This is a genomic window from Oceaniovalibus sp. ACAM 378 (assembly GCF_008085915.1).
Lineage (GTDB): Bacteria > Pseudomonadota > Alphaproteobacteria > Rhodobacterales > Rhodobacteraceae > Oceaniglobus.
This window is the reverse complement of sequence record NZ_VSJK01000011.1, coordinates 24,214-39,357: the sequence shown is the minus strand read 5'-3', so window position 1 is coordinate 39,357 and position 15,144 is coordinate 24,214. Positions and strand designations below refer to the sequence as shown.

Here is a 15,144-nt window from a genome sequence, read left to right as displayed (position 1 = left end):
ACGGTCGGGGCCCGTAATTTTTGGGGCAGGGCGCAGATGGCAACGACGGATATGATGCAGGGCCGGGGTCGCGCGCAAACGATCCACGCACATTACATGGCTATGGTGCAGCGCCGCCGCCTTTATGGCGCCCTGACGCTTTTGATCTTCTTCTTGCTCTTTTTCGGTGGCTTTTACGTGGCCGACGACCGCAATGCAGGCGGGTTCTGGTCAGGCTTAAGCCAGTTGGGTGATTTTCCGGCGGGGGTTCTGTCCGAAGCGTGGGAAAAGCGCGGATTGCTGCCCGCGCATATGGTCACCTATTTTGGCGCGTTGGTTGAGACAGTCAATATCGCCGCCGTATCCACCTTAGTCGGGGCCCTGTTCGGGCTTATCCTGTCGTTGATGTCGACGCGCGGGCTTTCAAAATGGCCAATGATGATTCCTGTATTTCGTCGGATCATGGACATTATGCGGGCAGTGCCAGAGATCGTTATCGCCCTCGTTTTGATCTTTGTGCTGGGCGGCGGGCCGGTGCCCGCGATGGTTGCCATTGCGTTTCATACCACGGGCGCGCTTGGCAAACTGTTTTCTGAAGTATCCGAAAACGCGGACCTCAAGCCGGTCGAAGGCCTGGCCTCGGCGGGTGCGAACTGGTCACAAAGGATGCTGTTGGGGGTCATCCCGCAGGTGGCGCCGAATTTCCTCAGCTATGCCTTGCTGCGATTTGAAGTCAATATTCGCGCCTCGGCCATCCTCGGGTTCGTGGGCGCGGGTGGCATTGGCTATGAGCTGAAGAACGCCATGAGCTGGGGACAAGGCAAGTTTGACGAGGCCGCAGCGATCTTTCTGTTGCTGTTTGGAACGATTGTCTTCTTCGACCAATTATCAAGCTATTTCCGCAACCGTTTGACCAAGGGGGTGCCGCAATGACCGCCACTGATATGGGGCCGATGCATCAGCAGGCCGCAGGCCTGTTCCAACGCAAACGATTGATCGCTTGCGCGGTGCCGGCGGTGATTTTTGGTTATTTCGTCTATATCTTCTTCGCTTTTGACTTCATGGGGCTGTCGGAACGGGCCCGCATGGACAATGCCATCACGCTCGCGTCGGATAGCTGGTCTTACAAGACCCATGTGACCCGCGACAATCGCAGCGGCGCTATCAGCTATGCGATCGAGGGTGAACGCAAAGGCGAATATCCCGAAGGCACGCGCCCCGATTGGGTCAGTGGTGAGGCAGATGCGCCTGTCGTGGCACTTGGCGCGGGACATATTGTTCGGTTCTTGCCCGACAACGCAATCACGTTCGAAATACCTGATTTTGGCACGATCGAAGCGCAGGTGGTTGACGGGCGGGTGATGTCGAACCTTGGTGACGACGTGCCCGACTTCGTCAGCGCCTCGAACACGCGCCTTGCGATCACAACGGATGAAGGCCGCCTCACGGTGACCCGCGCCCGCACAGAGGTGTTTCATTATTCCCCGGGATGGGAGCTGTTCTGGTTCACGCTGGACAGCCCCTATTACGGCCATGGCCTGCTGGCGCTTTTGACCGGCCCGCAGCTTGATTCCGCCCGCAGCAATGTCGCAGGCATGTGGGAGGATTTCTGGGGCAATCGGATGTGGCGGCATACGGATGTGATATTTGCAATCGGCGAGACGATCCTGATGGCCTTCCTCGGCACTTTCGGCGCCGCTATGGTGGCCTTGCCACTGGCCTTTCTGGCAGCGCGGAATTTTGCCCCATTGGGGGCGGCGCGATTTGCGGTGCGGCGGTTCTTTGATTTCGTTCGGGGAGTTGACGGGCTGATCTGGACGATCGTGTTGTCGCGTGCCTTTGGTCCCGGCCCGATGACCGGGGCCCTTGCGATGTTGATCACCGATACCGGCGGCTTTGGCAAAAGCTTTTCAGAGGCGTTGGAAAACGTGGATGAAAAGCAGATTGAAGGCGTTGCATCCACGGGGGCAAAGGCGTTGCAGCGTTACCGTTTCGGTGTGATCCCGCAAATCACGCCCATTCTGCTGAGCCAGGTGCTCTACTACCTTGAATCCAACACCCGCAGCGCGACGATCATTGGTGCGATTACGGGCGGCGGGATCGGTTTGTTGCTGACGCAAGCCATGCAAACGCAGAAGGATTGGGAAGAAGTGTCCTATTATATCGTTCTGATCATCTTGATGGTCATGGTCATGGATACGTTTTCGGGCTGGCTGCGCCGTAAGCTGATCAAGGGTGATGAGGGTGGCCATTGATGGCAGCTTTTCTGGTTACAGGTGCCAACCGGGGCATTGGTGCAGCGCTGGCTGCGCGCGCCGGGGATCTGGGGCATGACGTGCTGTGCGCCACGCGTGCGGGGCAAGGTGGCGATGTCATCTTTGATGTGACCGATCCCGAGCAGGTCCAGGCAGTGATGGCAGCTATCGACCAGCCGATTGATATTGTCATCAATAACGCAGGTATTGTCGGACCGGACAGCGCGACGACCGATATGGATTGGAACGCGATGGCCTATACATTTGCGGTCAATGTTGCCGGTGCATTGGCTGTCAGCATGGCCTGTCTGGATCATTTGCGCCGCAGCAGCAGGCCCCGCATACTGACAATTTCAAGACAGATGTCTTATATGGGATATGCAAAATCGGACCGCATTGCCTATCGCGCGTCCAAAGCGGCGGTAAATAAGATTATGCAGGGGCTTGCGACCGATTTGCGCCCTGATGGTGTGTCCGTCGTTCTTGTCGATCCCGGTTGGGTGCAAACCGATATGGGCGGGGCAGAGGCTGATTTGACCCCGCGCGAGGTCGCGTCAGGGATCGTGGCTCTGGCGGAAACGCTGACGCTCGACCAGAGCGGCAAGTTCTTCATGTGGACTGGCGAGGAGCGGGCATTTTGAGCGATACGAGACTGAAGCCTGATGTTCCTTTTATCCATCCCGATTGCGAGATAACGGATGCGACGTTCGGGCGATATGTGGAGATCGGACGCGGCAGCCGCTTGGCGCATTGCGAAATGGGCGACTATTCCTACTGCGACCGTTTTGCCGATATTGCCAACGCCTCCGTGGGCAAGTTCTCGAATATCGCAGCGTTTGTGCGGATCGGCGCAACGGACCATCCCCTGGAAAAAGCGAGTTTGCATCACTTTCACTATCGCTCGGCCGATTATTTCGACGATGCGGATCATGATGACGCTTGGTTCGATCACAGACAGACCCGGCGCACGGTGATCGGCCATGACACATGGCTTGGCCATGGTGCGCAGGTGCGGCCCGATGTTACAATTGGTCATGGCGCAGTTGTCGCGGGTGGCGCGATTGTGACCAAGGATGTGCCGCCGTTTATGATCGTTGCAGGCATTCCGGCTGTTCCGTTGCGACCCCGTTTCACGTCTGGTGTTGCTGACAGGCTGATGGCGCTTGCATGGTGGGATTGGCCACACGCACGCCTGCGCAGCACACTTGAGGATTTCCGCAGCCTCAGCGCCGAGGAATTTCTGGAGCGCTATGAGGGCACGATCTGACGGCACATATCACATAATGATGCGTTGCGCCGTTACGAAGATACAGGGCGCAACCCTTGCGGATCTATTCCGCGGCATGGGCGATTTGATGGGGCATCGCACTGATACGGGCGGCCAATGCGCCACACAGATGTGACCAGCGACCATTCGCAATCGTCCCTTCAATCTGGCGGGTCCCGTTATGCATGATCACCAGATCGGCGCGTTTCCCGTCGCTGATTGCGCCGCGATCAGACAACCCCATAATGCGGGCTGGGTTGGTCGAAATCATCTGCCACGCTTGTCCAAAAGGCACGATACCCCTGTCAGCCAGCAACAAAGCCGCCCGCGCCAGTGACGGGTAGTGGTAGTCCGATACCAGAGCATCACACATGCCTTGACGGATCATGTCCTCGGCCGACACATTGCCTGATTGCGAGCCTCCGCGCACGACGTTGGGCGCACCCATCAGAACCGGATCGCCGTTTGCCTTGGCAACTTGCGCCGGGGAAATACGTGTCGGAAATTCGCAAACGCGCGCACCAATCATGTTGTAATAGTCGCGGGTGGCGGCATCACGGTCATCGTGGCTGCCGTACTTGATGCCCAGTTTGTCGAATGCAGTTGCGAGCGTGCACAGATAGCGCGGGACTTGGTGAGACAGGCCTTGGGTGTCTTTCACCAGCTTTATATGCGCCTGCAGGCTGCGCCCCGCGCGTTTGCCCCATATGGCCAGCGCTTCGGGATCGGTTGCAATCATATCAAGAGCTTCGCCAATGTGGTCATTGAAAATGACATAGTCGATCCTGTGTTTGACAACCGCCGCCAAAAGCCGCTGTTCGGTGTCGACCGTATGGGTTTCGCAACGCAACTGGATGCGCAGATCGGTCAGGGCTTGCGGACGGTAGGCGGCGAGGTCGTCCATGAAGGTTTCGGCAAAAGCGGGGCCGCGGCTGCCACCTTCCCATGACCAGCTTTGTGCCATCCACGCTGTAGTGACCCCGTTTGAGGCGGCCTCATGGTCAACAGATCGCAGGCCGATATCGCTTGGGAATGGCGCTGTCGGGCGCGGTGCCAGATGCCGTTCGAACGCATCGCCGTGCAGGTCGATAATGCCGGGCAAGACCCAATATCCCGTCAGATTTACATTGTGATGCGGTCTTTCTGCGCCAATGTCGCGCAACTGCCCTTCGACAATGGAAAGCGTATCCGACACCAAACTGTCGCCACGCAGGACTGTTGCACCAGAAAGGCGCATATTCTGAATAATGGTCATTTGGTTGCCTGATCCGCCAGATTTTTTACAACTTTAACGGAGCCATGTATCAGGATTATGAAACCCTATGGGTCGGCAAGTGTCAGTGTGACCTTGTCGCCCGCGAACCAGGTGCGCCCAACCTCGATTGGCGTGTTGTTGGTATCGACGTTCAGCCCGATGGTCCGCAGAACCGGTGAGTTTTCGGCAATCTGCAAATGTAGCGCCTGTGTCGCCGTTGCCAGCTTTGCATTCACGCGTGTCAAGGCACGGGTGTAATCGACGATACCAAACTGACCAAGTGCCGCCGTGACGGAATGGTCCCGGCCAAGATGGGTCAAAAGGTCTGGAAATCGCGCAGCGGGAAAAACACTCCGGAAAAGCGCGATGGGGCGGTCCTCAGAGAGTGAGATGCCTTCATAGACATGCACCGGTTCTTTGCTGCCCAGTTGGAGCGCGTCCTGCTCTGATGCACTTGGCAGGCGGGTGTCAAGCAACAGAACCCTCTTGGCAGGTGTTCGGCCTGCGGCGGTCAGGTTTTGGTGAAAGCGGACACGACGGCCGATGGGATAGTCCGTGGGCGTTGTCTTCACAAAAACGCCGGCGCCCCGTCTGGCATAGACAAGGTCTTCCTCGGCAAGCATGGCCAGCGCGTGCCGCACCGTGTGCCTGTTCACCCCAAATCGCTGCGCCAAGGTGGCTTCTGTCGGCAGTTTGTCTCCGGGGCGATAAAGGCCCTTTGCGATATCACTTCGCAGCGTGTCAGCAATGGCCTTCCAGATCGGGGTTCGGGGGGGCATGTCATCAAAACTTCACACTTCGGGGGATTGGCAGACCCAATGTTACCCGTTAATATTTGTCTAGTTGTATATACAACTTCATGAGGTGTCTAGATGAATATGGTGAGCGATCCAAATGCTGCGCGTAAAGGCTGGCTCAGTTTGTTGGCGAAGTCCCCCGCGGCGGATGTTGCGACGCTCTGGGCGGACATGACCATTAATCCGGCCCACACATTATTGCGCGCGCCGGAAATCGGCGGCGTCATGGTGCGCGGCCGTGCAGGGGCAATTGGCGCGGCCTTCAATCTGGGTGAAATGACCGTCACGCGCGCGTCGGTCAAACTGGCCGACGGGACGATCGGGCATGGCTATGTGCAGGGCAGGGGCAAAGACCATGCGCTTTGCGCCGCATTGGTTGATGCGCTGATGCAGACAAATGCCGCCGAAGCCGTTGACGCGGGCCTACTGGCCCCGCTGCGCAATGCAATGGCCAGCTGCAAGACCACCCGCGCATCCAAAGCCGCTGCAACCAAAGTGGATTTCTTTACAATGGTCCGGGGAGAAGATTGATGCAGGCCCAAGTCCTTGAGGGCGGTTTTGCTGATCCGTCGATCGACGCCGCCTATGCCTTTCGCGCTGTCATGATTGCCATGGCCCGGCCCGGCGAAATCGTCACTGTGGCCGGAGCGCAACCGCCCGCCCCTCTGAGCGCTGCGGCAGGTGTTGTTGTGCTCACGTTATGCGATCCGGAAACGCCGATCCATCTTGCTGCCAGCCATGACACTCCGCAACTGCGTGACTGGATCACCTTTTACACCGGCGCGCCTTTCGCAGAGGCGCGACACGCGATGTTTGCGGTCGGTGCATGGGATGATTTGCCATTGGCGGATTTCCGGCTTGGAACGGCAGAATATCCTGACAGGTCCACCACGGTGATTGTTGAACGCCGAAATCTGTCAAACGATGGTGCGGTATTGGTTGGGCCGGGGATCAAGGAGAAGGCCGCCTTGTCCTTACCCGAAACTCAAGCTTTCAAAACCAACGCAAAGCTTTTCCCCCTCGGGCTGGATTTCATTTTCACGTGCGGCGAACGCCTTGCGGCTTTGCCACGCACAACACGGGTGACCTGATGTATGTCGCAGTAAAAGGTGGCGAGCGCGCCATTGATAACGCCCATGCGTGGCTGGCCGAAGAGCGGCGCGGCGACACATCTGTTCCAGAGTTAAGTGTCGCACAAATTCGCGCGCAGATGACGCTGGCGGTCAATCGCGTGATGGCGGAAGGCTCGCTTTATGATCCTGACCTTGCCGCCCTTGCGATCAAGCAGGCGCGGGGTGATCTGATCGAGGCAATCTTTCTGATCCGCGCCTACCGCACGACACTGCCACGTTTTGGCGGATCAAACCCGATAGATACCGAAGACATGGCCTGCGACAGGCGGGTTTCGGCCACATTCAAAGATGCACCGGGGGGGCAGGTTCTTGGGCCGACGTTTGACTACACTCATCGTTTGCTGGATTTCAAACTGGCCGCCGATGGTGATGCGGGCGACGTGCAGGTTGCAGAACCACAAAAGACCGCGACGCCGCATATCATGTCCTTTCTGGACCGCGAGGATTTGATCCAGACCGAGCCAGCGGGCAAAGACGTGCCTGACGACCTGACCCGCACCCCGTTGGAATTACCTGCCAGTCGTGCCTTGCGGCTGCAATCGCTGACGCGGGGTGATGAAGGGTTCATCCTTGGCTTGGCCTATTCCACGCAGCGCGGCTATGCGCGCAACCATGCCTTTGTCGCCGAATTGCGCATCGGGGCCGTGGCCGTTGAAATGGACATTCCCGAGCTGGGGTTCGCTATCGAGATTGGCGAAATCACGGTGACGGAATGCGAAACGGTCAACCAGTTTCAAGGCTCCAAAACGCAGCCGCCGCAGTTCACACGCGGCTATGGGCTGGTGTTCGGGATGACCGAGCGCAAGGCGATTTCCATGGCTTTGGTGGATCGCGCCTTGCGGTGGAAAGAGCTGGGCGAAGACTGCCTTGGCGCACCCGCGCAGGACGAAGAGTTTGTTTTATATCATAGCGATAACATTCAGGCGACGGGTTTTCTGGAGCATATCAAACTGCCCCATTACGTCGATTTTCAATCGGAGCTTGAACTGATCCGCAAGCTGCGCCGCGAGGCACAAGCCAACATCCATCAGGAGGCCGCAGAGTGAGCGATTACAATTTTGCCTATCTGGACGAACAGACCAAGCGGATGATCAGGCGTGCGATCCTCAAGGGGCTCGCGATCCCTGGCCATCAGGTGCCATTCGCCAGTCGTGAAATGCCGATGCCTTATGGTTGGGGCACGGGCGGCGTGCAGGTATCGGCGGCGGTGCTGACGCCTGATGATACGTTCAAGGTGATCGACCAAGGGGCCGACGACACGACCAACGCGGTGTCGATCCGACGGTTCTTCCAAAAGACCGCTGGAGTGGCTGTTACCGAAGCGACGACCGAGGCCAGCGTCATCCAGACCCGCCACCGCATCCCGGAACAGGATCTGCGCGCAGATCAGATCCTCGTCTATCAGGTTCCGATTCCCGAACCGCTGCGTTTTCTCGAACCCTCCGAAGTCGAGACCCGCAAGATGCATGCCCTGGAAGAATACGGGCTGATGCATGTGAAACTTTACGAAGATATCAGCCAGCACGGCGATATTGCCACCGCCTATGCCTATCCGGTCAAGGTCGAGGGGCGCTATGTCATGGACCCGTCGCCGATTCCGAAGTTCGACAACCCGAAGCTGGAAATGGCAGGCATTCAATTGTTTGGCGCAGGGCGCGAACAGCGCATCTATGCCATTCCGCCTTATACGCAGGTCGTCAGCCTTGATTTTGACGACTATCCTTTCCTGCCCACCAAAGCCGACCACGCCTGTGATCTGTGCGGGGCGCAGGACAGTTATCTGGACGAATTGATCGTGGATGATGCGGGTGGGCGGATGTTCATGTGTTCGGACACGGATTATTGCACCACCCGTCGCAAGGCGGGCCATGTGGGCGCGCAGGGTGTGCCATACGAAAAGGACGCAGCATGACACCGCTCTTGCAAGTTGAAAGCATAGCCAAATTCTATGGGACACGGATCGGCTGCTCGGATGTGTCATTTGATCTCTATCCCGGTGAAGTCATGGGCATCGTGGGCGAAAGCGGGTCGGGGAAGTCAACTTTGCTGAACTGTCTGGCAGGGCATCTGACGCCGGATCGCGGTGCGGTGCGCTTTGACACCCGCGCTGATGGTCTTCGTGACACAATAACGATGTCAGAACCGGAACGCCGGATGCTTGGCCGCACCGACTGGGCCTTTGTGCATCAACACGCCCGCGACGGGCTGCGCATGAATGTCAGCGCAGGCGGAAACGTCGGCGAGCGATTGATGGCCGTCAATGCGCGTCATTACGGGGACATACGCGCCGCGGCGATCGACTGGCTGGGGCGCGTGGAGATCGCCGAGGACCGGATTGATGATCGCCCCACGGCGTTTTCCGGCGGGATGCAGCAACGCCTGCAAATCGCGCGCAATCTGGTGACAGGGCCGCGACTGGTGTTCATGGATGAACCCACGGGTGGGCTTGATGTGTCGGTGCAGGCGCGGCTGTTGGATCTGCTGCGCGGCCTTGTGCGCGAGATGAACCTCAGCGCGATTATTGTCACACATGACTTGGCCGTTGTGCGCCTTTTGGCAGACCGGCTGATGGTGATGAAAGACGGTCATGTGATTGAAACGGGGCTGACGGATCAGGTGCTGGACGATCCGCAGCATACTTATACGCAGCTTCTGGTGTCCTCTGTATTGCAGGTTTAAGGCAATGATTTATATTGAGAATGTCTCAAAATCCTTCACGCTTCACAACCAGGGTGCGGCTGAAATTCCGGTGATGGCGCGTGCCTCGTTGCAAGTGGCTCCGGGTGAATGCGTGGCTTTGGTCGGGGCATCTGGCGCGGGTAAATCCACGCTGATGCGGATGATCTATGGCAACTACCTGACGGCCTCGGGCCGGATCATGGTGGGCGGTGTCGATGTGGCCAGCGCCGCCCCGCGCGAGATCATCCAGCTACGCCGGCGCACGCTGGGTTATGTCAGTCAGTTCCTGCGCGTTGTGCCACGGGTTTCTACGCTGGATGTGGTGGCAGAGCCTTTACTGGCCACCGGCACTTCGCGGGACGCGGCAATGGCGCAGGCAGAGACGCTTCTGACTCGTCTGAACATTCCTGAACGCCTCTGGACACTTAGCCCGACGACATTCTCGGGCGGCGAACAACAGCGCGTCAACATTGCGCGCGGCTTTGCCTTTCCCTATCCGGCGCTTTTACTGGATGAACCCACGGCCAGCCTTGACCCAACCAACCGCGCCACTGTGCTGGCCATGATCACCGAGGCCAAGGCGCGTGGTGCCGCGATTATCGGGATATTCCACGACCATGCCGCCCGCGAGGAAATCTGTGACCGACAGCTGGACGTCACCCAATTCACCCCCGGACTGGCGGCATGAGCGGGCGTTTTATCGCTGTCGTCGGCCCGTCAGGTGTGGGCAAAGACAGCGTCATGCAAGGAATCGCGGCTCGCGATCCGCGCATCGTGCTGGCCCGGCGTGTCATCACCCGGCCCGGCGACGCAGGTGGCGAGGATTTTGACGGGGTCACGGTTGCAGAATTTCAAGCGCTTGAGGATGCGCATGCCTTTGCCCTGAGCTGGGAGGCGCATGGGTTGCACTATGCAATCCCCGCTGCAATCAAGACGCATCTGCAAGACGGGCGCGATGTACTGGCGAACCTGTCCCGCGCGGCCCTTATCCTCGCGAAAGACCGCTTTGCACGATTTGAAGTGATCAATTTGACGGCTGACCATGATGTGCTTGCCGCAAGGCTGGCCGCTCGCGGCCGCGAGACGGACAAGCAGATTGCAGGGCGGCTAGACCGTGCTGCCGCGCGTTTGCCTGATGGCATTGAGGCGCTTCACCTCGACAATAGCGGGCCGCTTGAGCAGACGGTTCAGGCAGCGCTCGACCGGCTTTACCCGGTCAGGGCGTAGCGATGGATTTGATGAAACATACCCGTAGTGTCTTGCCCCATCAGCGTGATGGCGTCGACGACGAAGGGATTTGGAACGATGGGTTCAAGGTGTCTAGACAGTGTTGCGATGACCTGTGCTGCCGCATCGGCGGACAAGCGCCCGCTCACGGTCAGGTGAAAATGGAAGTCATCAAAGATGAAGGGATAGCCCCAGTCCAACATCTGTTGGTCTTGGCGGGCGCTCAGATGCGCGGTGCGTCTGCGGGCGATATCGACCTCCGTCAGAGGGGCACGATATGGATCGAATGTTTTGACGATACGGGCCGCAAAGTCGCGCAACGTCGGCGTCTCGTTTGCAGGACGCAGGGCCACAAATCCGCTGTCATGGCGCAGTTCAACCGCGCCAATTGCAAAGGCAGGTTGACGGGCCGCAAAGGCCGTGGCGGCAATTTGCAATTCGGTCAGGCCGGTGTCTTGGGCCAGATGAAACGGGGCTTTCAATGTGCCGTGAAACCCGTATTTGCGCGGTGTCTGTGTTACCGCGCCGATGTCGATCTGTCCGAAATCCGGTTGCGGCACCGCTTGTCCCTTACCGTTGTCCCAGCCCAGCCAATGTGCCCCGAACGCGGCCAAAGGGCCCGTTGGAGTATAGAAAATCGCATAGCGTTCAAACATCGTAATTCCCCAGTAGATGAACGCATCTGCCAAACCCGCGTGACAGTGACATGACAAACCAGACAATTTTCGCAAATGCCAGACTGATCCTGAACGATGAAATCCTGACGGGGTCATTGGTCGTCACCGATGGAATCATATCTGATATCGGACAAGGCGGGGCTGTTCCGCAAGGGGCCATTGATCTGGGTGGTGACTATCTCGCGCCCGGTCTGGTTGAACTGCACACCGATAACCTTGAACGCCACCTCGCGCCACGCCCCAAGGTGGACTGGCCATATCGTGCCGCCATTCTGGCCCATGACCGCGAACTTGCAGGCACGGGGATCACAACGGTCTTCGATGCGATCCGGGTGGGGTCCATCGTGTCCGAGGGTCATCTGGGATACGAAAAATACGCCCGCCGCATGACCGATGAAATCCTGAATGTGCGCGCAGCCGGGCTGTTGCGGATCAGTCACCATATCCATTTGCGCGCTGAAATCTGCTCTGAAACCCTGTCAGGGGAGCTTGATGAATTCACGGTCGATGACCGGATCGGCATTGTGTCGATGATGGACCACACGCCGGGACAGCGGCAGTTCATGGACCTGTCAAAGTTTGAAACCTATGTGCGCGGCAAGCGCAGTTTCAGTGACGGCGAATGGAATGACTACATTGGCTTTCTTTATGGGCTGCAATCGCGTTTGGGTACCAAGCACGAGGCTGCGACAGTCGCTGCCGCAGCGCGGCTTGGGGCGACCTTGGCCAGCCATGATGATACGACGCTCGAACAGGTTGCCACCAGCCAGTCCTACGGTGTGCGCGTCGCAGAGTTTCCCACCACTGTCGCCGCTGCCGATGCCTGCCATTCCCACGGGATCGCCACAATCATGGGCGCTCCGAACCTGATCCGGGGCGGGTCACATTCGGGCAATGTGGCAGCGGCTGATCTGGCACAGATCGATCGGCTGGATATTTTGTCGTCCGATTATGTGCCCGCAGGGTTGTTGATGGCTGCGGTCCAGCTCGGCGATATCTGGGGAAATCTAGCGCGCGGTATGCGGACTGTCACAGCCTCACCGGCGCGGGCTGTCGGGTTAACCGACCGCGGAACGCTGGGGATTGGACAACGTGCAGACGTCATACGGTTTGCCGCCAACGACGGCACGCCCGTCTTGAACGAAACATGGAGCACGGGCATTCGCGTATTCTGACGCGGCTTTGAGTGGGCGTCACTCTGCTGCTGCGTTGGCGTTTTGCGTCATCCAGTCCTTGATCGCTTGCACATTGGACCCTGCACAATCTGCATTGTGCAGGAGGGGAAGATGCCGGTTCGGATTGCGGATCGGCCGTGGCGCCGCGCGTTTTACCTCGGCATACCAAACGCAATTGATCCGACCTGCCTCATCTGTTTTGGCAGCATACAGCGGTCTCTTCATTGTCATCCCTGTGTCAATCCCGGCGCAAAACGGGTCCGTTTCCCGGTGTAAAATTGGACAGTTTGGTTGGGAGTTAACCGCGCCTTGGCACGCGTGCTGTGGAGATAGCTGACGCGTGCCAAGGCGCGCTGGCTGCAGGCCAGTCCTTCTGATCGCGGACCTATGGAATTCAGGTTTGGGCTTTGCGGCTTTCGCGCAGCCGAAGCTTTCGCCTTTCATTTCATGGATATGCACGTGATGGGTCAGGCGGTCCGGAATTGCGCCCGTGAGGCGCTCTGAGCCGAAGACCTCGGTCCATTCATCGAATGGCAGGTTGGAGGTGATGACGTGGGAGCCGCGCTCGTAGCGGTGGGAGATGACCTCGAACAGCAACTCGGCGCCGGTCTTGCTGAGCGGAACGAAGCCCAGTTCATCGATGATCAGCAGGATGATCAGCACTCCAAACCGCCAAACCGCAGTTGCTCTGATCACGGTGCCGCTGGCGCGCGTAGCCTCCTGCCCTGTTCCGAAGTACAGATCAGCGACCACACCCTGCGACGCTGGACAAAAGACGGCCAGATTCCCCCTGACCAACGTCCTCTCGCGGCGCGCCCGGAACCCGCCAACAATCGGAGCGAGATCGAACGCGCGACCGTGCTGGATGTCCGTAATTCGAAAGAATTTGCCAACGTTCCGCCCAGCCGGCCTTCCGCCTAGCCAGATCGTGTCCAAATTGACCAACGGAGCTAGATGCTGGCGGATACCGCACAGATCTACGAAGCGATCAATGGATCGCAGCAGGTGATCCTGCGGGACATGATCTTCTATCGAGAACTCATAAAACAGCGCACCTTGCGCCTCTTGCCTTGGTCCCAGCATCGCAGATCCCCCGCTTCACTACCGTAAGTGAATCAGCGACCAAGCCTTAATTCAACAAGAGGGTTTCAACGGAATATGCCCTTGGTGGCTTTGACGCTCACGGTCCATTTTTGCTATTCGTGCCGGTTCCGGCGGAAGCCGAACCCCATCTCAAATCATAAGGGTCCAAGCCCTGTACGGGCGTCAGTTTTTGGAAATACGGGTTTCCTTTGCTCACAGAATAACAAGACTGTGTTTCGTAACCTCATAACTTCTATGGTTGAAATAGCTAGATCCGTAACAAAGCTGGATCCGGCGAGATCAAGACGGCATGACGTGAAACGATGTCCATGGAAGAGGAAGTTGACCCAGTAATGTACGACAAGAAAATATCCATTTCACTTCTGATCATGCGGCTCAGCATCGCTGCTTTTTTTGGCGTGTGGAGTTCGCTCAAATTCTATCGCCCCGAATGGTTCGAAAACGTTTTCCAAAACTCCTACGGGCTTGAGTTTGTAACAAGCCACATGGCGACGTTGGTGGGGGTAATCCAAATGGTGATCGTCCTCACATTCGTTCTCGGCTTTCAGCGCGGCATGAGCTATGCTGTGATGGCTTTGATGCAGGCAGCCGGGGTGTTGGCATCAATTCCGAACCTCATGAACTTCACCCAATATCCCAATAACTTGATGTGGGCTGCGGTCCCAGCTTTGGGTGCGGCGATCGCATTGTTCGTGTTGCGCGAGTATGATCATTTCACAGTCGACGGATGGCGCAATGAGCGTGCTAAAACCCCATGATCGAAGAGAAAAGGATGTTACGTTCGGTTGTTGAAGCCTGCACGGTCTTGTTCCATTTGCGACCTTCGCACCGGCTGGTGCATTAGGATCTCTGACCATAAGGAGGCACGACTATGCGCAAGCCAATCGTTAAGACCGTAGCTTTTGTAATCATTCTGGCTACGGGCTACGCGGCATATTCATGGTTGCGCCCACCGTTTTGGGAGACAGACAGCCCACTTGTGGCGAGGTCGGGGCCGATCAAACTATTGGATGATCTCGACACGGATAATCTTGGTGACGGCTGGAAAGAACGGACGTTCTTTCGGATCAGACCCACCCAGTATCAGATGACCGAAGAAGCCGGCGCGCCTGCGTTGCGCTGCACGACACACAACAGCGGCTCTATCCTTGCACGGGACACGGATATCGCACTGAGTGATCTGCCGATCCTCTCGTGGCAGTGGAAAGTGACAATGCCGATCGAAAGTTCGCTCGACGAAGACCTCGAAGATGGCGATGATCATCCGCTCCGCTTCTATCTGCAATTCTCGAACGAAGCGGGGGATATCAAAGGAGCCGAGATCATCTGGAGCAACCGGATGTATGCCCCGGGTGATTATAAGATCATTGGCACTTTCCATCATCTGGTTGCCAATGGCTTGGACGAAAATGTCGGGATTTGGCACGATCAAGTCGTGGATCTGCGCCAGCTTTACAGCGATATCGGCGGTACGGGGACGCCGCGGCTACAGGTGCTGGGATTCTTTTGTGACAGCGACAACACTGGCGCGGACAGCGACGGATTTTTTCGTGAGATCGTCTTGTCCTCTGCAGAATAGCGTATGGTTCACGCTAC

General features: G+C 57.8%; 17 protein-coding genes and 1 pseudogene. 14 read left to right on the top strand and 4 right to left on the bottom strand.

What is annotated here, in order from left to right; genetic code table 11:
* The first annotated feature begins 54 nt into the window (after positions 1 to 54).
* The 4 genes from phnE (FQ320_RS15545) to FQ320_RS15530 are packed head-to-tail and all read left to right on the top strand — an operon-like array spanning position 55 to position 3,501.
* Positions 55 to 912: a phosphonate ABC transporter, permease protein PhnE gene (phnE, locus tag FQ320_RS15545; RefSeq protein WP_187393927.1), complete on the top strand. Its 858-nt coding sequence runs from the start codon at positions 55 to 57 to the stop codon at positions 910 to 912.
* A complete protein-coding gene (gene phnE / locus FQ320_RS15540) occupies positions 909 to 2,234 on the top strand; it encodes a phosphonate ABC transporter, permease protein PhnE (RefSeq protein ID WP_148473866.1) in 1,326 nt (441 codons plus the stop codon). Before phnE (FQ320_RS15545) ends, phnE (FQ320_RS15540) begins: the two co-directional genes overlap by 4 nt.
* Positions 2,234 to 2,875: an SDR family NAD(P)-dependent oxidoreductase gene (locus FQ320_RS15535; RefSeq protein ID WP_148473864.1), complete on the top strand. Its 642-nt coding sequence runs from the start codon at positions 2,234 to 2,236 to the stop codon at positions 2,873 to 2,875. The genes phnE (FQ320_RS15540) and FQ320_RS15535 overlap by 1 nt, the downstream gene beginning before the upstream one ends.
* Positions 2,872 to 3,501 (top strand): chloramphenicol acetyltransferase, encoded by a 630-nt coding sequence (locus FQ320_RS15530; RefSeq protein ID WP_148473862.1) that lies wholly within the window; start codon positions 2,872 to 2,874, stop codon positions 3,499 to 3,501. The genes FQ320_RS15535 and FQ320_RS15530 overlap by 4 nt, the downstream gene beginning before the upstream one ends.
* A gap of 64 nt (positions 3,502 to 3,565) precedes the next feature.
* Here the strand turns inward: FQ320_RS15530 and FQ320_RS15525 are convergent, their stop codons facing one another.
* Both FQ320_RS15525 and phnF read right to left on the bottom strand, forming a co-directional pair.
* Positions 3,566 to 4,756, bottom strand: coding sequence for an alpha-D-ribose 1-methylphosphonate 5-triphosphate diphosphatase (locus FQ320_RS15525; RefSeq protein WP_148473860.1), 1,191 nt, complete (start codon positions 4,754 to 4,756; stop codon positions 3,566 to 3,568).
* Positions 4,757 to 4,821: 65 nt separating this feature from the next.
* The gene (gene phnF / locus FQ320_RS15520) at positions 4,822 to 5,535 is read right to left on the bottom strand and encodes a phosphonate metabolism transcriptional regulator PhnF (RefSeq protein ID WP_148473858.1); all 714 of its coding nucleotides are present in this window, start codon (positions 5,533 to 5,535) and stop codon (positions 4,822 to 4,824) included.
* 93 nt (positions 5,536 to 5,628) lie between these two features.
* Here phnF and phnG point away from each other — a divergent pair, with 93 nt between their 5' ends.
* Genes phnG through phnN form a run of 7 tightly spaced genes read left to right on the top strand, consistent with a single transcriptional unit; the run spans position 5,629 to position 10,592 of the window.
* Positions 5,629 to 6,084, top strand: a complete 456-nt coding sequence (gene phnG / locus FQ320_RS15515) for a phosphonate C-P lyase system protein PhnG (RefSeq protein ID WP_148473856.1) — start codon at positions 5,629 to 5,631, stop codon at positions 6,082 to 6,084.
* On the top strand, positions 6,084 to 6,644 hold the full coding sequence (phnH, locus tag FQ320_RS15510) for a phosphonate C-P lyase system protein PhnH (protein WP_148473854.1): 561 nt from the start codon (positions 6,084 to 6,086) through the stop codon (positions 6,642 to 6,644). The genes phnG and phnH overlap by 1 nt, the downstream gene beginning before the upstream one ends.
* Positions 6,644 to 7,732 carry a carbon-phosphorus lyase complex subunit PhnI gene (locus tag FQ320_RS15505; protein WP_148473852.1) on the top strand — a complete coding sequence of 363 codons (1,089 nt, stop codon included), beginning with the start codon at positions 6,644 to 6,646 and terminating at the stop codon, positions 7,730 to 7,732. The genes phnH and FQ320_RS15505 overlap by 1 nt, the downstream gene beginning before the upstream one ends.
* Positions 7,729 to 8,598, top strand: a complete 870-nt coding sequence (locus FQ320_RS15500) for an alpha-D-ribose 1-methylphosphonate 5-phosphate C-P-lyase PhnJ (RefSeq protein WP_148473850.1) — start codon at positions 7,729 to 7,731, stop codon at positions 8,596 to 8,598. The genes FQ320_RS15505 and FQ320_RS15500 overlap by 4 nt, the downstream gene beginning before the upstream one ends.
* Positions 8,595 to 9,365, top strand: coding sequence for a phosphonate C-P lyase system protein PhnK (phnK, locus tag FQ320_RS15495; RefSeq protein ID WP_148473848.1), 771 nt, complete (start codon positions 8,595 to 8,597; stop codon positions 9,363 to 9,365). The genes FQ320_RS15500 and phnK overlap by 4 nt, the downstream gene beginning before the upstream one ends.
* Before the next feature lie 4 nt (positions 9,366 to 9,369).
* On the top strand, positions 9,370 to 10,053 hold the full coding sequence (gene phnL, locus FQ320_RS15490; RefSeq protein ID WP_148473846.1) for a phosphonate C-P lyase system protein PhnL: 684 nt from the start codon (positions 9,370 to 9,372) through the stop codon (positions 10,051 to 10,053).
* Entirely contained in the window at positions 10,050 to 10,592 is a 543-nt protein-coding gene (gene phnN, locus FQ320_RS15485) for a phosphonate metabolism protein/1,5-bisphosphokinase (PRPP-forming) PhnN (RefSeq protein ID WP_148473843.1), read from the top strand. The genes phnL and phnN overlap by 4 nt, the downstream gene beginning before the upstream one ends.
* On the opposite strand, the gene FQ320_RS15480 is transcribed toward phnN, so the two are convergent.
* Positions 10,574 to 11,248, bottom strand: a complete 675-nt coding sequence (locus FQ320_RS15480) for a DUF1045 domain-containing protein (RefSeq protein WP_148473841.1) — start codon at positions 11,246 to 11,248, stop codon at positions 10,574 to 10,576. The two genes, phnN and FQ320_RS15480, sit on opposite strands and share 19 nt — an antisense overlap.
* A gap of 50 nt (positions 11,249 to 11,298) precedes the next feature.
* Between FQ320_RS15480 and FQ320_RS15475 the strand changes: the two genes are divergently transcribed.
* Positions 11,299 to 12,444, top strand: a complete 1,146-nt coding sequence (locus FQ320_RS15475; protein ID WP_148473839.1) for an alpha-D-ribose 1-methylphosphonate 5-triphosphate diphosphatase — start codon at positions 11,299 to 11,301, stop codon at positions 12,442 to 12,444.
* Between the two features lie 396 nt (positions 12,445 to 12,840).
* Here FQ320_RS15475 and FQ320_RS15470 read toward each other — a convergent pair.
* Positions 12,841 to 13,095, bottom strand: a pseudogene (locus tag FQ320_RS15470) (ATP-binding protein); the annotation flags it as partial.
* A gap of 755 nt (positions 13,096 to 13,850) precedes the next feature.
* Here FQ320_RS15470 and FQ320_RS15460 point away from each other — a divergent pair.
* Together FQ320_RS15460 and FQ320_RS15455 are read left to right on the top strand one after the other, a co-directional pair.
* A complete protein-coding gene (locus FQ320_RS15460; RefSeq protein ID WP_187393916.1) occupies positions 13,851 to 14,306 on the top strand; it encodes a DoxX protein in 456 nt (151 codons plus the stop codon).
* Between the two features lie 113 nt (positions 14,307 to 14,419).
* Positions 14,420 to 15,127 carry a DUF3047 domain-containing protein gene (locus FQ320_RS15455; RefSeq protein WP_148473835.1) on the top strand — a complete coding sequence of 236 codons (708 nt, stop codon included), beginning with the start codon at positions 14,420 to 14,422 and terminating at the stop codon, positions 15,125 to 15,127.
* Positions 15,128 to 15,144 lie beyond the last annotated feature (17 nt).